Raw genomic sequence first — 20,908 nt, 5'->3', positions numbered from 1 at the left:
CCCGGACTCCCGGACTCCCCGACTTCGAGCCTCCCCGACCCGCGGACTCCGGACTCCCGGTTGTTCCTCGGTCCCGGAGATCCAGGGACCCAAAGCTCCCCACGCGCACCGACATGAAGTCCGCTCTTCTCCCCACCCGCAGCGCCCGCCTCAGTGCCGACGCATACCCATGCACCACAGGATCGCCCTCCGTCCCGTCCAGCCCTTCGCCGTCGATGTCGCCCCGCATACAGACGGCACCCCCTCACGCACCCCCATCCGTGTCGCCGCCCTTCTCACGCACCACCCTCCTGCGCGTGCGGTTCACACGTGCGGCGAGAGGCCTGGTGCCTCCCGTGGTCGGCGTACGCGGACGGGAGCCGTTCGAGCCCTGTCCCTGCGGCTTCGTGGTGGCGGAGCCGTCGGACCGCACCCTGCGGCGGCGTCCGGTGGCGGGTGCGGGACGAGGCGCGGATCCGTCCGTGTCGCCCGGCGCCGTGGGCCCGGCACTGCGGGAGCGCTCGGAGGCGGGTTCCTCCTCGTCCACCCGTTCCACCCGCTCCGCCCGCAGACAGCGGCGGATCGACTCCGGGTCCAGCCCCTCGTTGCAGGCCTGGTGCAACAGCCGTGCGAAGAGGTAGTCGGGATCGGCGCCCAGCGCCATGGCCAAGGCCTCCCTGGCCTCCAGTTCGTCGCCGGTGGACCAGGCGACCCAGCCGGCCAGGGTGAGGGGCGCCGCCGCGTGTTCGCCGTACGGTCCGACACAGCGCCGTGCCAGAGCCCGCCACAGGCGGAGGGCCAGGAGGGCCTCGTCACCCTCCATCCACTCGGCTGCGCGATCGCGGGTCGTGCGGTCCTGGAGGCCCAGAATGAGCATCGCGGCCTCGTCGTGGTCGAGCAGTTGGTCGTCTCGGAGATCCTCGGTCAGCGTGCCGGACACGCGCGGAGCCTGGCCGAAGCGCCGCATGATCTGCCTCGCCAGCTCCAGCGTCTCCTCGGCCATCCCCGCCCGGCTCGAATCGTCGAGGATCCTCGGCACGATCGCCATGCTGCCCGTGTCCAGGGCGATTTCCTGGGCCAGGGCTGTGGCGTTCTCCCAGGGGAGCAGCCTGCCTCGCAGCTCGCTCAGGGTGCCGCGCACCTGGAGTCCGGCGTAGGTGGCGGCCGCCGCCAGTACCGAGGTGCCGGGCAGGCCCATCGCCTCGCCCTCGGGCGGGCAGCACTCCTCGCTGGCGCAGCAGTAGGACCAGAAGCGGCCGTCCGAAATGCACAGAGCCTCGATCACGGGTACGTCGAGGAGCCCGCACTCGACGCGAAGCTTTTGCGCGAGAGGCCGCAGGCGTTCCATCACCTGCCGGCCGGACTCACCCTTCCCGGGCTCCTGGCAGAGGTAGGCCACCATCTGCTCGGGGCGCGCTCCCCTGCGTTCGCTGCCGGTGACGAGTCCGTGGGCCAGCTGCCGGGCCACGGCAGGCCAGTCCTCGCCGCCGGCCGGGATGCCGAGCCGGGCCCGGCCTCCGAAACGGCCTCGCCCGTCCCTGTCGTGGAGGGCAACCAGGACGATGCTGTCCTCGGGGCGGTACCCCAGGAGATACGGCAGGGCGTCGGCGAGCTCGGCCGGGCTGCGCAGGGTCAGCTGGTGCTCGCCGGTGTGACCGTCGTACGGGGTGCAGTCGAGGTGTCCCGTGGGAGCGGGACGGCCGCTCTGCCCTCCGAGGTCTTCAGACCGCTCGCGCCTGTCATGCCGGTCGGGTCGGCCACGCCCCGCCGCGTCGCCGTTTTCGGGGGATCCAGTCGTTTCGCTGTGGTTCGTCATGCGCAGACGATCTCGCGAATCACGAAGTTCCGTTTTGCCCTGTGGATAACCTCGACCAGGGACACGTCAACCCGGGCTCGATCGCGGTGCCCCCACCCCGAGCGAGGCCCCCGCCACCCCCGCACCCACCCCCCGGGCAAGCCCCGCCCCCGATCCGCGCCCCCATCCCCAGCAGGGCCGGCCCCGGAATGTCAGTGGCGTCCTGTTGTATGGACACATGGAGCACACGAGCAACGTCGATCTCCGGGCGGCCGCCGACGCGGTTCTCGCCCGTCTCGTCGGGGACACCACCGGCACCGCCCGGCTGCGGGAGGACCAGTGGCGGGCGATCGAGGCGCTGGTGGCCCACAAGCGGCGAGCCCTGGTCGTACAGCGCACGGGCTGGGGCAAGTCCGCCGTGTACTTCGTGGCGACGTCGCTGCTGCGCGCCCGGGGCAGCGGTCCCACCGTGATCGTCTCGCCGCTGCTCGCGCTGATGCGCAACCAGGTGGACGCCGCGGCCCGGGCGGGCATCCACGCCCGCACCATCAACTCCGCCAACACGGAGGAGTGGGACACGGTCCAGGCAGAGATCGCGGCCGGTGAGGTCGACGTCCTGCTGGTCAGCCCCGAGCGGCTCAACAACCCGGACTTCCGTGACTCGGTGCTGCCCAAGCTGGCCGCCGCCACCGGGCTCCTCGTGGTGGACGAGGCCCACTGCATCTCCGACTGGGGCCACGACTTCCGCCCGGACTACCGGCGGCTGCGCACCATGCTGGCCGACCTCCCGCCGGGCGTCCCGGTGCTGGCGACGACCGCCACCGCCAACGCGCGCGTGACCGCCGACGTCGCGGAGCAACTCGGCACCGGAGGCACCTCGGACGCCTTGATCCTGCGCGGCCCACTGGACCGCGAGAGCCTGAGCCTGGCCGTCCTGCCGCTGCCGGACGCCGCGCACCGGATGGCCTGGCTCGCCGACCACCTCGACCAGTTGCCGGGCTCCGGCATCATCTACACGCTCACCGTGGCCGCGGCCGAGGAGGTCACCGCCTTCCTGCGGCACCGAGGCCACACCGTCGCCTCGTATACGGGCAAGACGGAGAACGCCGACCGGCAGCAGGCCGAGGACGACCTGCTCGGCAACCGTGTCAAGGCGCTGGTCGCCACCTCCGCGCTGGGCATGGGCTTCGACAAGCCCGACCTCGGTTTCGTGGTCCACCTCGGCTCGCCCTCCTCCCCCATCGCCTACTACCAGCAGGTGGGACGCGCGGGGCGCGGCGTCGAGCACGCCGAGGTGCTCCTGCTGCCGGGCAAGGAGGACGAGGCGATCTGGGAGTACTTCGCCTCCCTCGCCTTCCCTCCGGAGGACCTGGTGCGCCGCACGCTCGACGTCCTCACGCGCGCGTCGGGCCCGATGTCGCTGCCCGCGCTGGAGCCGCTGGTGGAGCTGCGCCGCTCCCGGCTGGAGACCATGCTCAAGGTCCTGGACGTGGACGGGGCCGTCCGGCGTGTGAAGGGCGGCTGGGTCGCGACCGGTGAGCCGTGGACGTACGACACGGGGCGGTACGACTGGGTGGCCCGGCAGCGCAAGGCGGAACAGCAGGCCATGCGCGAGTACGCGTCCACCACGGGCTGCCGGATGGAGTTCCTGCAACGCCAGCTGGACGACGAGGGCGCCAAGCCCTGCGGCCGGTGCGACAACTGCGCCGGAGCGCGTTTCACGGCGGACACGTCCACGGCCGCACTGGCCGCCGCGCGCGTCGATCTGGGCCGGGCGGGCGTCGAGGTCGAGCCGCGCAGGATGTGGCCGACGGGGCTGCCGGCGATCGGCGTGGAGCTCAAGGGACGCATCCCGGCCGGCGAACAGGCCTCGCCGGGGCGGGCGTTGGGCCGCCTGTCGGACATCGGGTGGGGCAACAGACTGCGGCCGATGTTCACCCCTCAGGCCACGGACGGTCCCGTGCCGGACGATGTCGCGAAGGCCGTGGTGGGCGTGCTCGCCGACTGGGCCAAGGGGCCGGGCGGCTGGGCTTCGGGAGCGGCGGACGGCCAGCCGCGGCCCGTGGGTGTGGTCACCATCCCCTCACGCACACGGCCTCGGCTGATCAACTCCCTCGGTGCGCACATCGCGGAGGTCGGCCGGCTGCCGCTCCTGGGATCGCTCGAGTACGCGGGCGACGCGCCCCCGCGCTCCAGAAGCAACAGCGCTCAACGCCTGAAGGCGCTCGACGGCGCCCTAGCGATGCCGCCCGACCTCGCCGCCGCCCTGGCCGACGCCGGTGGCCCCGTGCTCCTCGTGGACGACTTCACCGAGACGGGGTGGACTCTCGCCGTGGTGGCCCGGATGCTCCGTCGCGCCGGTGCGCAGGCAGTGCTGCCTCTGGTGCTGGCCGTACAGGGGTGATGACGCCGTACAGGGTTGTTGCCGCCGTACAGGGTTGATGACAGTGGTGCCATCGGTGATGTCGATGGCACAGAGTCACCGACCACGACTCTGACGACATGCTCCGGCTTCCCGGCGCCCCGGGAGCGCGCGGCCTCTGACATGGGCGGACGTCCCATGCGTCGCGCGGCGGTTCGCCGGGTAAGGATATAAACCACACACCATCAGATATCGGTCGACGGCCCCAATTGCTCGTTGCCGCAACCAAGTTCGACAGGAAGAATTGAAGTCCGCTCCCCGCACGGCTCGCCGTGGTCCGGTAGGGCTCTGCTGCGGCGTGCGCTCCCCCGAATCCGACCCCGCCCGCAGTGTGGGCGCGTAGCCGAAGGGAGGACCGTGACCTTCGGATTCGCTCCGTCCCCCGCGGCATCCACGTCGACGACTGCCGACCTGTCCGCCGCATCCGCCAACCCGTTGACCCGCATGCTCGAACCCGCGGAGTGGGCCGCAGCCGGAATCCCCCTGCTGCGCAACCCCCGTGAGGTCGTCAGCGGACTCCACACCCGGCACCACCCGAAGCCGTCGACCGCGATCGTGGCCGTGCTCGATCCGGACGAGCGGCTGCTTGCGAGTGCGTCGTTCGTCCGCCGCCCGGCCCCGGCCGACGGCTGGATGTTCCGTAACGCGCTGCTCGCCCAGTTGCGTCGGGTCATCCCGCACGACCTGCGGCGCCGCACACCGGTACGCACCGCCGTGCTGCTCTACTGCCGGGACGGCGACGCACGCTGGACCGAGGAGGACGGCGCGTGGATGTGGGGCCTGCGAGACGCCTGCACGCTGCACGGGTTGCGCTGTGGCGCGTACATCACGCTGACCCGTGACGGCTGGCAGGTTCTCGGCGAGGGACGCGGCGGACGCCGACCCCACTCCGAGTCGTCACCCGAACCCCTCGCCCTGTCCGAGGCGCCGCCCCCGCTGCCCCGCACCGGCGGTGCCGCCTCGGAGGTCCTGCGCCGCGCGGCGGCCCGCTGAGCAACCCCGGCAGGGCACAGCCAACCGGTGCGGCCCGGGAGACCGATCGGCCGCTCCGGAGGCGGAGGTGGGAGCGGTCCGGCTGCGCCTGCCGACGGATCGCTCCGGGCGGCGGCCCAACCTCGGCGCGGGGAGCTCCACTTCAGAGGCATGCCGATGGCACGCCGATCCCAGCGCGCCCGTATGCATCAGGGGCGCGACCACTTCAGGCAGCCCGCACCGACTCACGCGCCGGACGACGAGCGGACGTCGCGCAACCTCGGGCCCGCCCAGGCGTGGGCAGACGCCCACGGACCGTCCCCCGACCATCCGCGCACGACAAACCCCCCACCGTGCAGGCGCCGCCGCGGCGACGCCTTCGTCACTCCTAGAGCCCCGGAGCCTTAGGAACGGGGTCAGACGCCCGCGCCCAACACCGAGTTGATCTGCTGCGGGTCACCGCAGACGATCAGCAGGGCGCCGGCCCGACCGAGTGCCTGAGGCAGAGCGGTCGCGGCGACGGAGTCGGGGCCCCCGTTGACGGCGACCACGACCACGGGACGCGTGGTGACCCGGCCCGCCGCGGCGGCGTCGGCGTAGAAGACGTCGTCGCCCGCGTCGTGCTGGGCCCAGTAGGAGGTCTCACCGAAGGACAGCTCGTGGGTGGCCCACGGGTGCTGCTCGCCGGTCGTGATCACCAGTACGTCTCCGGGGGCACGGCCCGAGTCCAGGAGCAGGTCCACGGCTTCCTCGGCGGCGTCGAGCGCACCTTCCGGAGAGGCCGGGATCAGCTGGATCTGCGGAGCTGCCACCGGGGCGGCGGTGTGGGCGGCCGGACTCGACGGTCCGGGCTTGACGGCAACGTCGCGCGGCGTGCGTTGCACCGGAGGCGTGGGCCGGAGGGGGCCCGAACGACCGGGACGCGGGTGCGCCGCAGGCCTGGGGCCGGGTACGGGACGAGGGGTCGGCGCGGTACGGCCACTGGCCGAAGTGGCGCGGGGACCCTGGGCACTCTCGTGAATCTGAGGCTCCTCGGGAAGGAGAGGCATGGCTGACTTTTATCAAACGTTAGTGCGGCTCGCACCGGCGGGTGGCACATGAGTGCGAGCGGAACGGTCAGAAATCGAATCCGAGCTGGCCCTCGATCTCCGGGACGCGCCCCTCCGCCCAGCTGCGGGCCTTCTTGAGGTGCCGCCACTGAGGCAGCGCATCAAGATACGCCCACGACATCCGGTGGTGCGGGGTGGGTCCCCGCTCCTCCAGTGCGGCCTTGTGCACGGGCGACGGATACCCGGCGTTGTCCGCAAAACCGAAGTCTGCATGGTCGCTACCCAGTTCGGCCATCATTTTGTCGCGCTGAACCTTGGCGATCACCGACGCCGCCGCGACCGCCACACACGACTGGTCGCCCTTGATCACGGTACGGACCTTCCAGGGCCCTCCGAGATAGTCGTGCTTGCCGTCGAGGATCACCGCGTCGGGCCGGACCGGCAGAGCCTCCAGCGCCCGGACCGCCGCCAGGCGCAGCGCGGCCGTCATGCCGAGATGGTCGATCTCCTCGGGAGAGGCGTGCCCCAGGGCGTACGACGTCACCCACGTCTGCAACTGCGCGGCCAGCAGGGTGCGCCGCTTGACGGTGAGCAGCTTGGAGTCGGTGAGACCTTCGGGGGGTCGGCGCAGTCCGGTGATCGCCGCACAGACGGTGACGGGACCGGCCCACGCGCCGCGCCCCACCTCGTCAACACCGGCAATGATCTTTGCTCCGGTCGTGGCGCGAAGGGAGCGCTCGACGGTGTGTGTAGGCGGTTCGTACGGCATGGCGCCCTTAGCCTACGCCGCCCGGATCACCCGGCGACACCCCGGTTTCCCCGTGCGGCACGGACGCCGGTCCGAGCCGTGTTCAGGCGTCACCCTTCCGCAGCAGGGGGACCATCAACTGGTCGATCATCTCCTCGAGATCACGATCGCTCCATTCACTGCCGCACATCTTGGACCGGTACATCATCATGGCCGGAACGGCGTCGAAGACATAGCTGTTCGCAGCGTCGGCACGGACCTCGTTCCGCTCGATCCCGCGAGCGATGACCTCCTGGAGGAGCCTCGTCATCGGCTCGACGACTCCGTCGAAGATCACTGCGTGGAAGCGCTCCGCCTGCGTGGGGTCGCATTCGTGAATGACCGCGCGGAGCGCGAGACCGGGCCGCGAGAACATCGCGTCCCGTGCCTGCCGGCACAGTTCGAGAAGGTCCTCGCGCACGCTGCCCAGATCGGGTGCCGTCTCGATGATCGGCAGCCCGAACTGGAGCGCGTCGGCGACGAGATCCTCCTTGGACGGCCAGCGCCGGTAGACCGCCGCCTTGCCGGTCTGGGCACCGGCGGCCACACCTTCCATCGTGAGGCCCCTCCACCCGACCGTACTGAGTTGCTCCAGCGCGGCATCGAGGATCGCGCGTTCGAGCACGGCGCCGCGCCGACGGAGGGAGGCCGCCTGGGCGGGGGCGGCCATCCAGCGCGAGGTAACCATCTGAGCGACTCCAGCGAGCAGAGGAAGCGGGAATTCCGGGGAGGGGGACGGCGCGCGACACCTACGGGGGACACGCCACGCGGCGAGAACGCGAGGTGCAGGCTTGCGTGCACCACGAGGGACTCAGTACGGCCGACGCGACAGTGAACGAGAGCGTTCACTAACGCATTCGTGGAGCACCATAGCGACGGCCTCGCAGTTGATCAAGGAGTAGAGGCCAGGCGCGGCCCGCCGGAAGGTACACCCCGGCATCGGCATCGCCCTCACCGCCATCTCCCGGCCTGCCAATCCAGGCGGCCCTGGACATGATCATTCCGACGCGTGTTGCACCGCCCCTGTCATCGTCATCACCCTTGCCAGCAGGCAGTCCAGCACCCTATGAGGGATTTGCCCACCTCGGACTCGACCAACCTCCGTTCACCCCGCCCGTCCCGTCGCCTGCCGCAGCGCCCTACGTCTTCCCGACCCCACCCCGCAGGGATGACAGGACCAGGCGCCCATACCGCGTGGTGAGGGCTCCCGCCGTGGCGGCGACCGACAGCCCGAGCGCGATCAACAGGTGGAACGTGGAGTGGTCGTCGAGGACTTGCAGGATGCTGAGGGCAGTGCCGAGCGGCAGGCCGAGGATGGTGAGGACGCCCAGGGCCCCGCTGATCTGCTGGCTCTCCTGGGTCTGGACGAGCCTGCTGTAGTCGGCCGCTTCGGCCAGGATCTCGCCGAAGCGCGCGGGCAGCCGGTGCTGGTTCTGGAAGGCGAGGAGCAGGTCGTTCGCCGCACCGTGGGCGGTGAGGTGCTGGCGCCAGTAGGTACTGCGGAAGACGGCGATGTTCCGCTCCAGCGCGGCAACGCGGCGCGCGAGACGGGAGGAGTTGAACACCTCGGAGAGTTCGTCGGTGAGCTCGTCGATGTGATCGCGTTGGAGCGAGCCGAGGAGCAGGGCGTCGAGATAGACGGTCCGGGAGTGCAGAGCGCCGAATTCGAAGAAGTCGCCCGCACCGGTATCGGGCCGATGGCCGAGGAAGGCGGCTCCTTGACGCAGCACCAGGGCGCTCCAGTCCGCCGAGATCCTTACGGCGTCATGGAGTTGCTCGGCGGCGGTTTCCGGAGGCAGGGGGAAGTCCTCCGGCGTGGAGCGCGAGGCCAGCTGCCACAGCCAGTGGTCCGCGGTGGCGGGCAGGACCCCTCCGTCGCCGGTGCGAAGGGCGGGAGTGTGCCGGGCCGTGGGTGTCATGAAGGCGACGGTGTAGGGCCTGGCGATGGCGAACGGCGAGTCGGCGGTACGGACATCGGCGATACCGGCGAGGAGCCCGGCGGGGTCGAAGGGGCCCGTGAGCGGTTCGTCGGCGGCGCTCAGTCTCCGACCGGCGAGGGCCCGCAGGACGGGCAGCAGCGGCCTCTCCACGCTCAAGTGCAGGACGGCAAGGGCGCGTTCGGGGTCGCGAGCGGTGGCCGCGCGGAGGAGCTCCATGCCCAGCAGGTGCAGCCCGTCGTGCTTGACGTCCATTGGCAGGTGCCAGCGGCGCGGTCGCCCGGGTGCCCCGTAGAGGGCGCGGGCGGAGGCGGGGGCGAAATAGGTGGACCGGGTCCGGGTGTCGGTGCGGCGGCTGCCCAGTTCGAAGGGGAAGGGGCCTTCGGGCCAGCCGGGGACCCGCAGCAACCGCACCGGAAGGGCGACGGTCAGCTCCTGGCGTGCCCCTGTGACATCAGCGAGCTGCGGCTCTCCATGACTGGTCACCGGTAGTACTCCGCGGGGTCGGGCCGGCCGAGGCGGATGACGAACTCCGCCCGGTCGAGGCTCTCGGCGCCGGCGCGGAAGCGGACGCCTTCGCCGGTCCGAGTGGTGCGGAATCCCTCGGTGACGATCCGCCGGTGGCCGAAGCCGTAGCAGCGCTCGTCCTCATCACCCTGTACGACGTAGGCGCCGAGCGCACCGCCGGGCCCACCACCACTCGGACGCCGGCCCAGGATGATGCCGTGACGCGGGTCGCCGACGCTCATACAGCCCCCTCCTTGCTTCCGGAGTCATCAAGGTCATGCACACACCGGAAGTCGACCACGGTACCCCCGCCCCGCTCGCCGCGTATGCCCTTGCTGCCGCTCTACACGGCACGCATCGGGTCACCCACGCCGCACTCCCTCTCTCTCCCTCGACACCGACTGACGAGCCAAGTCACGCCGCCTTCTCCGGAATCATCACCCCGTCACCACCCCTGTTCGCCCCAGCAGCGTGACGTCGGCCTGCGCCTGCCAGCCTTCCCAACCGACGCCACCACCTCCAGGCCAACCACCTTAGAGAACGCTTGTGTTCACTAGGGCCGACTCGCTATCGTCCCGATTAGTGAACGCGTACGTTCACTACATTGTCTCTGGGGGACATGCCGTGACGCACGATCAGATACAGACCCAGTCACCATCGCCACCGGGTACAGGCTCGCGCCCATCACACCCAGGCATCGCACTCACGGTCATCGCTGCGTGCCAGCTGATGGTCGTGCTCGACGCCACGATCGTCAACATCGCCCTGCCCGACATCCAGACCGCGCTGAACTTCTCCACGACCGACCTGACGTGGGTGGTCAGCGCCTACACCCTCACCTTCGGCGGCCTGCTGCTGCTCGGCGGGCGAGCCGGGGACATCCTCGGACGACGGCGGGTCTTCATCGCCGGCATCCTGCTGTTCACCCTCGCCTCGCTGCTCGGCGGACTCGCCCAAGAGCCCTGGCAGTTGCTGACCGCACGAGCCCTGCAGGGAATGGGCGGTGCGATCGCGTCACCCACCTCACTCGCGCTCATCACCACCGCGTTCCCGGAAGGTCCCGAGCGCAATCGGGCGCTCGGTATCTTCGCTGCCGTGTCCGCGGGCGGCGGTGCCATCGGGCTCCTGGCCGGCGGACTGCTCACCGACTGGCTCGACTGGCGCTGGGTCCTCTTCGTCAACGTGCCCATCGGCGTTGCCATCGCGGGACTCGCACCCCGCTACATCAAGGAGTCCGAGCGCCACCCGGGCCGCTTCGACCTGACCGGCGCGCTCACTTCGACGCTCGGCATGGTCGCTCTGGTCTACGGGTTCATCAGGGCGGCATCCGACGGCTGGCGGGACTCGCTGACCGTCGGCGCCTTCGGCACCGCGGTGGCACTGCTCGCCGTCTTCGTCATCGTCGAGAACCGCGCCAAGGAACCGATCACCCCCCTGAGGATGTTCGCCGACCGCAACCGCTCCGGCACGTACGTGATCATGATCAGCCTCGCGGCGGCGATGTTCGGCATGTTCTTCTACATCGTGCTCTTCGTGCAGAACGTGCTGGGCTACTCCCCCATCCGCGCCGGTCTGGCCTTCCTCCCCGTCACCGTGGTGATCGCGGCAGGCGCGGGGATGTCGCAGCGACTGTTGCCGGTACTCGGCCCCAAGCCGTTCCTGATATCCGGCACCACTCTCGTCACCATCGGGCTCGTCTGGCAGTCGCTGGTCGACTCCGGCAGCTCGTACGTCGGCGGAGTACTCGGCCCGATGCTGCTCTTCGGCTTCGGCATGGGGCTCAACTTCGTCACCCTCACCGTGACCGCCGTGTCCGGTGTCGCCCCGCACGAAGCAGGCGCGGCCTCCGCCCTGCTCAACACGACACAGCAGGTGGGCGGTGCGCTCGGCCTGTCGATCCTCACCACCGTGTTCGGCTCCGCCAGCCGCGACGAGGCAGGCAAGCAGGTCGCGTCGTTCATGGCCCAGGCCACACCGGAACAGAAGGCGTCGTTCGCCAAGACCCACCAGCTGCCTGCCCCCTGGAGCCATGAGGTTCTCGCCCACGGGATCTCCACGGCATTCATCCCAGCTGTAGCCATGGCCGTACTCGCCCTGGCCACGGCCGGGTTCGTCATCCGGGTCCGCAAGAGCGACCTGGAGGCGCTCGCGGGCACGGCAGGCCCCGGCATCGGCTGACTCCACCTGGCCCGCGCAGGACCCCGGATGACTGGGCCCCATCCGGGGAACCGGCGGCGTGGACGAGGTTCGCCCATCCACACCACCCCTACAGGGCGCGACCGGACGCGGCCAGCGCGTGGTCGTACGGTCAAGGCTTCACCCGCCACGGCCGGCAGCCTTCTAGGTCGCGGCAAGAGCGGTACCAGCCGCAACCGCAGTCGCAGTCGCAGTCGCAGTCGCAGGAGAAAAAGCAGAAGCATCGACTCGAACCGCATGACCACCACCCCCGTACCCCTCGTGAGTCGCCCCGCCCTGCGCCCCCCAGGGGTCACACAGCGGTTGTCACAACAACGAGCGCACGGTAACGCAGAGTTCCCGGCGTGCACAGAGAGTTTCCTCCCCATGGAGACGGCAGCCGTCCGGAAACACCGCCACCCACGCCACAGCCGCGCCGAGAGGCCGGCACCGGCGCTCGCGCCACGGCACAGCGCACACCCACGCCACCGCAGCCTCACCCACCCCCCGGCACCCACTCCGGCAGCGCCTCGGTCCGCCCCACCCACTCGGCGGGCGGCGTCCCGGCCTTGCTCCCGGCGATCACCCCGCCCACGATGGCGCAGGTCGTGTCCACGTCACCGCCGACGTGGGCGGTCGTCCAGAACGCCCCCTCGTAGTCCCCGAGGGACCGCGCGGCCGACCACAGCGCGAAGGGCACGGTGTCGTGGGCCGTCGTACGCCGCCCGCAGCCCAGTACGGCCGCGACGGTGCCGGCGTCGTCGTAGTCGAGCATGTCCCGGGCGCGGCGCAGCCCCGCTCCGACGGCGCTCTTCGGGACAAGGGCGATGACGCCGTCGAGGAGTGCCTCGGGGCTCGGCGGACCGCCGGGGGCAGCGGCCAGCGATGCCGCCGCGGCGACGGCCATGGCGCCGACGACGGCCTCGCGGTGCTGGTGCGTGGGGTAGGCCGAGATCTCCGCCTGATGGGTGGCCTGCTCCGGGTCGTCGGCGTACCAGGCACCCAGGGGCGCGATGCGCATCGCGGCGCCGTTGCCCCAGGAGCCCTGCCCGTTGAAGAGCGCGGCGGCGAGTTCGCGCCAGTCGCCGCCCTCCCGGACCAGCCGCAACAGACGGTTGACGGCGGGGCCGTAGCCGCGGTCGAAGTCGTGGTGGTGGGCGAAGGAGTGGGCCAGCGCGTCCTGGTCGATCCGGTGGTGGGCGGCCAGGACCGCCACCACGGAGCAGGCCATCTCGGTGTCGTCGGTCCACTGCCAGGGCTCGGCCGGCAGCTCGCGGCGCTTGAGCAGCGGGTAGTTCACCGGCACGAAGAACTGGGAGCCCAGCGCGTCACCCACCGCGAGCCCGCGCAGGCTGGACAGGGCGCGGTCCAGGCGCCCGTCGGGAGAGGAGTCAGCGGTCATCGCCCTGCCACTCTAATTCGTCGTCGTAGGGTCCAGCACCCCGCGGCCGGCGCGGTCGGCCTGGGCGAGATCCGGGGTCACTCGGGGATGACCAGGCCGTACTCGCGCAGCCGGGGCAGGCAGATCTTGAGGCAGGACTGCACGGACACCGCGTCCGTGCGCACCAGGAGGCCCTCGTGGAAGGGCGCTCCCGTCGCCACGAAGGTCCACGGTTTCACGCCGTCCCGCATGCGCTCCGCGTCGGCCTTGAACAGGACGGTGACCCCCTGTTCGGCCAGCGCCTCCATGACGCGCACCACGTCCACCAAAGCTCCCCACCCGCCCGTTCGAACACGGCTCGACACGCCATGGGGGCCTATCCACTGATCCCGTAGGACTCCGGATCACGCCACCGATCGAAAGGGCGGTCGAGCACGTACCTGCCGTCGTCCCCGAGAACGAGCATCCGCATCTCCGCGTTCCCCGGATTCGCCAGCGACTCGAATTCCGCGACGGACCAGTGGAACCAGCGCATGCAGAACAGCCGCATGGCGAGCCCATGGGTCACCAGCAGGACGTTCGGCGGGTGGTCGGGGGCCTCGAAGCTGCGGAACAGGCTCTCCAGGAAGCCGCCGACCCGGTCGTACACGTCGGCACCGGACTCTCCCTGCGCGAAGCGGTAGAAGAAGTGGCCGTAGGCGTCCCGGTAGGCCTTCTGCAGGCGTACGTCGTCACAGTCCTGCCAGTTCCCCCAGTCCTGCTCCCGCAGCCGGGGCTCCTCGCGCACCCGTACGAGTTCGGGGTCGAGGTGGAACGCGCGGAAGGTCTCATGGGTGCGGCGGTACGGGGAGACGTACACGCTGACGCGCTCGCGCCCGAAGACCTCGCGCAAGCGTTTTCCCGTCTCCTCGGCCTGCTGCCAGCCTCGCTCGGTCAGTGCCAGCGCGTGGTCTGGCTCGCGTTCATACACGGTGTCATCAACATTGCCCATTGACTCCCCGTGCCGGACAAGGACGATTCGCCGTGGTCGTGCCATGCCAAGACCCTAGATCGAGTGACGGCCGATCGAGCACCCGTAGGGCCTCCATACGGCGTACGTCACACACTTCCCGCACCTGGATCACGGCCGATGAGTCAGTCCGGTTTTCAAACCGTCCAGCTGGGCTCCAGCTCCACGATGTCGCCCGTCAAGGAAGCCACGTCGGCTTCCGTCTGGGCGCGCAGGGCGAGCCGCTCGATCCGTTCCGTGCGGTACTTGCCGTGTTCCGCCGCCGACCGCCACATCGACAGCACCAGGAACTCATGGCCGGGAGCCTCGCCGAACAGGCCGCGGATCATGCCGGGTGAGCCGGCCATCGCGGGGTTCCAGACCTTCTCCTGCATCAGCGTGAAGTGCTCGGCGCGCTCCTGGTGGACGCGGCAGTGGGCCACCCGGACCAGATCGGTGTCGGTGAAGCGCGGTTCGAAGCCGGTCTTCACATCGAAGCGGTAGTCGAAGAGCTTGACCTGTGGGTCCTTGAAGGTGCCGGACTGTGCGGAGGCCAGCCGGTCGTGGGAGCGGGCCATGAAGGAGTCGTAGAAGGAACGGCTCTCCCAGAAGGAGAAGATGTGCGCCACCCCGGGTCGTCCCCGGCTCCAGCCTCCGCCCTGTCCCCGAAACCCCGGCTCCCCCAGAAGCCCCGCCCATTTCCGCTGCCCGCGCTCGAACCCGCGGCGGTCCACCACGGTGCAGCGAATCCACTTGACCAGCACCGCGCCATCGTAAGGCCACGCACCGTGGCGTCGGTCACGCTCTGACGGAGATCTCTCCCGCGAGCGGCACGCGCGCGTGGCAGGATGGACAACCGGCCGCGACTGCCTGGCAGTTCGGACCGTGGACCACGGGGAAGGGGAAGCCTGGTGAACGGCCTCAACAAGGGGATCCGCAAGGTGGAAGTCTCGCTGAAGTGGGACCCGAGCCCGGCGGGGCAGAGCGCCACCGACCTGGACATCGTCGCCGCGACCTATCTGGCCGCCGAGCCGTACGGTGACCCGGCCTATGCGGTGCACTTCGACAGCCGCTCGCCCGACGGCACCATCACTCTCAACCGGGACAGCAAGGACGGCAAGGGCTTCGGCTGGGACGAGGTCATGACCCTGGAGCTCGACCGGCTCGACAGCCGGTACGCGCGCGTGGTCGTCGGTGTCGTCATCCAGCAGCGCTCCGAGGAACGGACGTTCGTCGGCGTGATCAACCCGGCGCTGCGGATCCGTGAGGGGTACACGGTGCTGACCGAGGACGACTTCGGCAGTGTCCTCGGGGCGACCGCGGCGACGGTGGCCGAGTTCGTCCGGGACGGGTCCGGGACCTGGGAGCTCCACCCGGGCATCCACGGCTTCGAGGACGACCCGGCGGAGTTCACGCGGAGCATGGGGCAGGTCCATCGCCCCTGATCAGGGGTACGGATGCGCTCAGCCCCCAGCGTCCCGGAGCTCCCCGGCAGCCGTGCCAGTACCGGTACGGCGAGAGGACCGAGCACGCGCGAGTGGACCCCGATCGTCTGAACCGTCCTGCCAGGCCCCCCGGCCTGCTCGCGGCGTGGACGAGCTGTCCAGCGCCATGGGCCGCTGACCATCGAGAAAGCCGAGCGGGGAGCCGGCATCGCGCCGACTCCCCACTTCACACCTTCAGTTCACGCCTGGACGGCGCGTACGGTCAGCTGCACCCGCTGGTCGAGCCGCAGCCCTCGCAGATGTAGCAGGAACCGGCCCGCTGCATCTTCGTACCGCAGGAGAAGCAGAGCGGGGCGTCGGCCTGGATGCCCAGCTGCATCTCCACCAGCTCGGCGCTGGTGTGGGCCTGCTTCAGGGCGGGCTTGGCCGCCTCGACCTCGGCCTTCGGGGTGACGACGGCCTTCAGCTCCTGGGCACGCGGCGCCGACTGGGCCAGACCCTCGACGTCGACCTCGTCGTCGGACGGCTCGTACGAACCGGTCTCCAGGTGACGCTGGCGCTCCTCGGCGGAGTGGATGCCGAGCGCGGAGCGCGTCTCGAAGGGCAGGAAGTCCAGCGCCAGGCGGCGGAAGATGTAGTCGACGATCGACTGCGCCATCCGCACGTCCGGGTCGTCCGTCATACCGGCCGGCTCGAAGCGCATGTTGGTGAACTTCGAGACGTACGTCTCCAGCGGAACGCCGTACTGCAGACCCACGGACACCGCGATGGAGAAGGCGTCCATCATGCCCGCGAGGGTGGATCCCTGCTTGGACATCTTCAGGAAGACCTCGCCGAGACCGTCGTCCGGGTAGGAGTTGGCGGTCATGTAACCCTCGGCGCCGCCGACGGTGAAGGACGTGGTGATACCGGGACGGCCCTTCGGGAGGCGCTTGCGGACCGGGCGGTACTCGACGACCTTCTCGACCGTCTCACGGATGGTGGCCTCGGCCTTCTCCGTGATCTCGGTCTTCTCCTTCTCCTTGGTCTTGGCGGAGAGGGGCTGGCCGACCTTGCAGTTGTCGCGGTAGATGGCGAGCGCCTTGACGCCCATCTTCCAGGCCTCGAAGTAGACCTCTTCGACGTCCTCGACGGTCGCCGTCTCCGGCAGGTTGACGGTCTTGGAGAGCGCGCCGGAGATCCAGGGCTGGATCGCGGCCATCATGCGGACGTGGCCCATCGCGGAGATGGAGCGCTCGCCCATGGCGCAGTCGAACACCTCGTAGTGCTCGTGCTTGAGGCCGGGGGCGTCGATCACATTGCCGTGCTCCGCGATGTGGGCGACGATCGCCTCGATCTGCTCCTCCTGGTAGCCCAGGCGGCGCAGGGCCTGCGGGACGGTGCCGTTGACGATCTGCATCGACCCGCCGCCGACCAGCTTCTTGAACTTGACCAGGGCGAGGTCGGGCTCGAGGCCGGTGGTGTCGCAGGACATCGCGAGACCGATGGTGCCGGTCGGGGCGATGACGGACGCCTGGGAGTTACGGAAACCGTTCTTCTCACCGAGGCGCAGCACGTCCTGCCAGGCCTCCGTGGCGGCGGCCCAGATCGGCGTGTCCAGGTCGTCCACACGGACGGCCTTGGTGTTCTCGTCAGCGTGCTGCTTCATGACCCGCAGGTGCGGCTGCGCGTTGCGGGCGTAGCCGTCGTACGGGCCGACGACCGCGGCGAGTTCGGCGGAGCGCCGGTACGACGTGCCGGTCATCAGGGAGGTGATGGCACCGGCGAGGGCGCGGCCGCCGTCGGAGTCGTACGCGTGGCCGGTCGCCATCAGCAGGGCGCCGAGGTTGGCGTAGCCGATGCCGAGCTGGCGGAACGCGCGCGTGTTCTCGCCGATCTTCTGCGTCGGGAAGTCCGCGAAGCAGATGGAGATGTCCATCGCGGTGATGACGAGCTCGACGACCTTCGCGAAGCGCTCGACGTCGAAGGACTGGTTGCCCTTGCTGTCGTCCTTCAGGAACTTCATCAGGTTCAGCGAGGCGAGGTTGCAGGACGTGTTGTCCAGGTGCATGTACTCGCTGCAGGGGTTCGAGCCGTTGATACGGCCGGACTCCGGGCAGGTGTGCCAGTGGTTGATGGTGTCGTCGTACTGGATGCCCGGGTCGGCACAGGCCCAGGCGGCTTCCGCCATCTTGCGGAACAGCGCCTTGGCGTCGACCTCTTCGATGACCTCGCCGGTCATCCGGGAGGTCAGGCCGAACTTGCCGCCCTGCTCGACGGCCTTCATGAACGCGTCGTTCACGCGGACCGAGTTGTTGGCGTTCTGGTACTGGACGGACGTGATGTCGTCGCCGCCCAGGTCCATGTCGAAGCCCGCGTCACGCAGGGCGCGGATCTTCTCCTCTTCCTTCACCTTGGTCTCGATGAAGTCCTCGATGTCGGGGTGGTCGACGTCGAGGATGACCATCTTCGCGGCACGCCGCGTGGCGCCACCGGACTTGATCGTTCCGGCGGAGGCGTCGGCACCGCGCATGAAGGAGACGGGACCCGAGGCGTTGCCGCCGGAGGACAGCAGCTCCTTGGAGGAGCGGATGCGGGAGAGGTTCAGGCCGGCGCCGGAGCCGCCCTTGAAGATCATGCCCTCTTCCTTGTACCAGTCGAGGATCGACTCCATGGAGTCGTCGACGGACAGGATGAAGCACGCGGAGACCTGCTGCGGCTGCGGGGTTCCGACGTTGAACCACACAGGGCTGTTGAAGCTGAAGATCTGGTGCAGGAGGGCGTACGCCAGCTCGTGCTCGAAGATCTCGGCGTCGGCGGGCGAGGCGAAGTACTTGTAGTCCTCGCCGGCCTTCCGGTACGTCTTCACGATGCGGTCGATCAGCTGCTTGAGGCCGGTCTCGCGCTGCGGGGTGCCCACGGCACCGCGGAAGTACTTGCTGGTGACGATGTTGACCGCGTTCACCGACCAGAAGTCGGGGAACTCGACGCCACGCTGCTCGAAATTGACCGAGCCGTCGCGCCAGTTGGTCATGACGACGTCACGGCGCTCCCAGGCCACCTCGTCGTACGGATGCACGCCGGGGGTGGTGTGGATGCGCTCGATGCGCAGGCCCTTGTTCGCAGCCGCCTTGGTGCCCTTGGCGCGGGAACTCCGTGCCGGACCGCTCGCCGTCTCTGTCATGCCGCCTCCCTGTACGGGCTAAAACGCCCTGAAGTGCCCCGATGTTCCCGTGGCACGGTGTTCTGTCTGGTGTTGCGGGCACCCTCGCTGCCACCCGCAACAGGTCTTCGATCGCCGCCGTCCGGCCGGCCCTGGGTCTGCGCCCGGCCCGGCCCGCTGATCAGTCGGCGGCACCTGCGGGCTCGGGGACCTGAACGGCCTCTCCCGACCCGGCGTTCTCCTGGCTCCCCACGTCCGCGTCGGAGCGGCCCGTCGCCTCCCTCAGTTCCGCGATCGCGGCCTCGAAGTCGTCGAGCGAGTCGAACGCCCGGTAGACGGAGGCGAATCGCAGATAAGCGACCAGGTCGAGCTCCTGCAACGGGCCGAGTATGGCCAGCCCCACGTCATGGGTGGTCAGCTCGGCGCTCCCGGTGGCCCGCACCGCCTCCTCGACCCGTTGGCCGAGCTGGGCGAGCGCGTCCTCGGTGACAGGCCGTCCCTGGCATGCCTTGCGCACACCATTGATGACCTTGGTACGGCTGAAAGGCTCGGTGACTCCGGACCGCTTGACCACCATGAGCGAACACGTCTCCACGGTCGTGAAACGACGGGAGCAGTCCGGGCACTGGCGGCGCCTGCGGATCGACGTGCCGTCGTCGGTCGTACGACTGTCGACGACACGGCTGTCGGGGTGCCTGCAGAAGGGGCAGTGCATGAACTCCCAACCCTCCTCACAGCAGACTCAATAGCCTCGCTGGACCTCATGGGCCCCTCGAAGCAGCCCCCAGCATAGGCGATGGCTGGGGACTCGAAGACCCCGGGGACCACAACTTCTGGGCTGCTGTAGCAATCCAAGCACTAGATGTAGGGATCGTCTCGGCAAACACGCCGTACACGCGTGTCGCGCCCGTATAGGTATGTGCCGCGCGACCGAGCCGTCACGGAGGGACACCCGCGCACAGGCCGTACCCCTGCGGCGCATGCGGAGATACGGTGGGCACCGCACGGAGGGAACGTGGTTCTCCCGCACAGATGAGGACCGACGCGCTGTCGCCGGAATTCCGGGTGGCAGACTGGGCCGACAACCCGCGAGGGCGTCACTCGGCGGTGAAGAGTACAGCAATGGGCCCCTTTGTCCGCCAGGCACCGCGTTAGCCATACACCCAGATGCACGATCACGTCAGGCGATCTGCGATTTTTCACTCGAACGTGTGTTTGGCGCAACCTTTCGAAAGCAACTACCGTTGTCCAGCAGGGAGACCATCGAGAGGGGCCGACGTGACCACCACCGCAGACAGTGCCACCATCACTGCCCAGGACCGCTCCCAGGGCCGACTCGAGCCGGTGCATGCGATGAACGAAGCCACGAATCCCGAGGGACACAAGCGGTCCCTGCCGGGCCGACCTCCAGGCATCCGGGCGGACAGCTCCGGACTGACCGACCGGCAGCGCCGGGTGATCGAGGTCATCAGGGACTCCGTGCAGCGGCGCGGCTACCCGCCGTCCATGCGGGAGATCGGACAGGCCGTCGGCCTCTCCAGCACCTCCTCCGTCGCACACCAGCTCATGGCACTGGAGCGCAAGGGCTTCCTGCGCCGCGATCCGCACCGGCCGCGCGCGTACGAGGTGCGCGGCTCCGACCAGGCCGCCTCCGTGCAGCCCACGGACACCGCCGGCAAGCCCGCCGCGTCCTACGTCCCGCTCGTCGGCCGCATCGCCGCCGGTGGCCCGATCCTCGCGGAGGAGTCCGTCGAGGACGTGTTCCCCCTCCCCCGGCAGCTCGTCGGTGACGGCGAGCTGTTCGTGCTGAAGGTCGTCGGCGACTCCATGATCGAGGCCGCCATCTGCGACGGCGACTGGGTCACGGTCCGCCGTCAGCCGGTCGCCGAGAACGGCGACATCGTGGCCGCGATGCTCGACGGCGAGGCCACCGTCAAGCGCTTCAAGCGCGAGGACGGCCACGTCTGGCTCCTCCCGCACAACGCCGCCTACGAGCCGATCCCCGGCGACGACGCGACCATCCTCGGCAAGGTGGTGGCGGTGCTGCGCCGCGTGTGACGGCCGCGGCGGGCGGGCCCATCGAGGTCGGCCCCCAAGACCGGGCCCCGGAACCCCTGCGCCGGTTCCGGGGCCCAGCGCTGTGCCGGGCGCGTACGGACGGCTGGGGCACGGACTGCCGTGCACGGACTGCCGTGCCCAGGGCGTGGGGGGGGGGGGGCGGCGGCCGGGCGGCCGCCCCCCCCCCCCCCCCCCCCCCCCCCCCCCCCCGCCCGCGGGGTAGGCGCCGGCAGCATGGACGGGCGCCGCGGCAGGACCACGGTGGGGGGCG

At 70.0% G+C, this 20,908-nt stretch carries 17 protein-coding genes; 5 read left to right on the top strand and 12 right to left on the bottom strand.

What is annotated here, in order from left to right:
• Positions 1 to 244: 244 nt before the first annotated feature.
• Positions 245 to 1,795, bottom strand: coding sequence for a DUF4192 domain-containing protein (locus ACH41F_RS07580; RefSeq protein WP_398833754.1), 1,551 nt, complete (start codon positions 1,793 to 1,795; stop codon positions 245 to 247).
• Between the two features lie 217 nt (positions 1,796 to 2,012).
• On the opposite strand from ACH41F_RS07580, the gene ACH41F_RS07575 reads away from it, so the two are divergent.
• Together ACH41F_RS07575 and ACH41F_RS07570 are read left to right on the top strand one after the other, a co-directional pair.
• Positions 2,013 to 4,178, top strand: a complete 2,166-nt coding sequence (locus tag ACH41F_RS07575) for a RecQ family ATP-dependent DNA helicase (protein WP_391233688.1) — start codon at positions 2,013 to 2,015, stop codon at positions 4,176 to 4,178.
• 375 nt (positions 4,179 to 4,553) lie between these two features.
• On the top strand, positions 4,554 to 5,189 hold the full coding sequence (locus ACH41F_RS07570) for a hypothetical protein (RefSeq protein ID WP_391233687.1): 636 nt from the start codon (positions 4,554 to 4,556) through the stop codon (positions 5,187 to 5,189).
• 395 nt (positions 5,190 to 5,584) lie between these two features.
• On the opposite strand, the gene ACH41F_RS07565 is transcribed toward ACH41F_RS07570, so the two are convergent.
• The 5 genes from ACH41F_RS07565 to ACH41F_RS07545 form a co-directional block, all read right to left on the bottom strand.
• Positions 5,585 to 6,217 (bottom strand): hypothetical protein, encoded by a 633-nt coding sequence (locus ACH41F_RS07565; protein ID WP_391233686.1) that lies wholly within the window; start codon positions 6,215 to 6,217, stop codon positions 5,585 to 5,587.
• Between the two features lie 67 nt (positions 6,218 to 6,284).
• The gene (locus ACH41F_RS07560) at positions 6,285 to 6,986 is read right to left on the bottom strand and encodes a ribonuclease HII (protein ID WP_398833751.1); all 702 of its coding nucleotides are present in this window, start codon (positions 6,984 to 6,986) and stop codon (positions 6,285 to 6,287) included.
• An 82-nt stretch (positions 6,987 to 7,068) separates the two neighbouring features.
• Entirely contained in the window at positions 7,069 to 7,692 is a 624-nt protein-coding gene (locus ACH41F_RS07555; protein WP_398833749.1) for a TetR/AcrR family transcriptional regulator, read from the bottom strand.
• 451 nt (positions 7,693 to 8,143) lie between these two features.
• Entirely contained in the window at positions 8,144 to 9,427 is a 1,284-nt protein-coding gene (locus tag ACH41F_RS07550) for a hypothetical protein (protein WP_391233683.1), read from the bottom strand.
• Complete coding sequence (locus ACH41F_RS07545) at positions 9,424 to 9,690, bottom strand: hypothetical protein (protein ID WP_398833747.1); 267 nt, start codon at positions 9,688 to 9,690, stop codon at positions 9,424 to 9,426. Before ACH41F_RS07545 ends, ACH41F_RS07550 begins: the two co-directional genes overlap by 4 nt.
• A gap of 397 nt (positions 9,691 to 10,087) precedes the next feature.
• Here ACH41F_RS07545 and ACH41F_RS07540 point away from each other — a divergent pair, with 397 nt between their 5' ends.
• Entirely contained in the window at positions 10,088 to 11,626 is a 1,539-nt protein-coding gene (locus ACH41F_RS07540) for an MFS transporter (protein WP_398834270.1), read from the top strand.
• Positions 11,627 to 12,119: 493 nt separating this feature from the next.
• Here the strand turns inward: ACH41F_RS07540 and ACH41F_RS07535 are convergent, their stop codons facing one another.
• From ACH41F_RS07535 to ACH41F_RS07520, 4 genes are all read right to left on the bottom strand, one after another.
• Positions 12,120 to 13,025: an ADP-ribosylglycohydrolase family protein gene (locus tag ACH41F_RS07535; protein WP_391233681.1), complete on the bottom strand. Its 906-nt coding sequence runs from the start codon at positions 13,023 to 13,025 to the stop codon at positions 12,120 to 12,122.
• A gap of 77 nt (positions 13,026 to 13,102) precedes the next feature.
• Complete coding sequence (locus tag ACH41F_RS07530) at positions 13,103 to 13,330, bottom strand: hypothetical protein (protein ID WP_398833744.1); 228 nt, start codon at positions 13,328 to 13,330, stop codon at positions 13,103 to 13,105.
• A 50-nt stretch (positions 13,331 to 13,380) separates the two neighbouring features.
• The gene (locus tag ACH41F_RS07525; RefSeq protein WP_391233679.1) at positions 13,381 to 14,040 is read right to left on the bottom strand and encodes a histidine phosphatase family protein; all 660 of its coding nucleotides are present in this window, start codon (positions 14,038 to 14,040) and stop codon (positions 13,381 to 13,383) included.
• 110 nt (positions 14,041 to 14,150) lie between these two features.
• Complete coding sequence (locus ACH41F_RS07520) at positions 14,151 to 14,756, bottom strand: YdbC family protein (protein WP_398833742.1); 606 nt, start codon at positions 14,754 to 14,756, stop codon at positions 14,151 to 14,153.
• 147 nt (positions 14,757 to 14,903) lie between these two features.
• Between ACH41F_RS07520 and ACH41F_RS07515 the strand changes: the two genes are divergently transcribed.
• Positions 14,904 to 15,437 (top strand): TerD family protein, encoded by a 534-nt coding sequence (locus ACH41F_RS07515; RefSeq protein WP_398833740.1) that lies wholly within the window; start codon positions 14,904 to 14,906, stop codon positions 15,435 to 15,437.
• A gap of 262 nt (positions 15,438 to 15,699) precedes the next feature.
• Here the strand turns inward: ACH41F_RS07515 and ACH41F_RS07510 are convergent, their stop codons facing one another.
• Positions 15,700 to 18,600, bottom strand: a complete 2,901-nt coding sequence (locus ACH41F_RS07510; RefSeq protein WP_391233676.1) for a vitamin B12-dependent ribonucleotide reductase — start codon at positions 18,598 to 18,600, stop codon at positions 15,700 to 15,702.
• Between the two features lie 160 nt (positions 18,601 to 18,760).
• Positions 18,761 to 19,294 carry a transcriptional regulator NrdR gene (gene nrdR, locus ACH41F_RS07505; RefSeq protein WP_391233675.1) on the bottom strand — a complete coding sequence of 178 codons (534 nt, stop codon included), beginning with the start codon at positions 19,292 to 19,294 and terminating at the stop codon, positions 18,761 to 18,763.
• A 563-nt stretch (positions 19,295 to 19,857) separates the two neighbouring features.
• On the opposite strand from nrdR, the gene lexA reads away from it, so the two are divergent.
• Positions 19,858 to 20,637, top strand: a complete 780-nt coding sequence (lexA, locus tag ACH41F_RS07500) for a transcriptional repressor LexA (RefSeq protein ID WP_171145262.1) — start codon at positions 19,858 to 19,860, stop codon at positions 20,635 to 20,637.
• The last annotated feature ends 271 nt before the right edge of the window (positions 20,638 to 20,908 follow it).

Origin of the sequence: Streptomyces sp. NPDC020489 (assembly GCF_044386545.1) — a bacterium.
Lineage (GTDB): Bacteria > Actinomycetota > Actinomycetes > Streptomycetales > Streptomycetaceae > Streptomyces.
The sequence above is the reverse complement of the archived record's forward strand: the minus strand, read 5'-3'. Positions and strand labels throughout refer to the sequence as shown.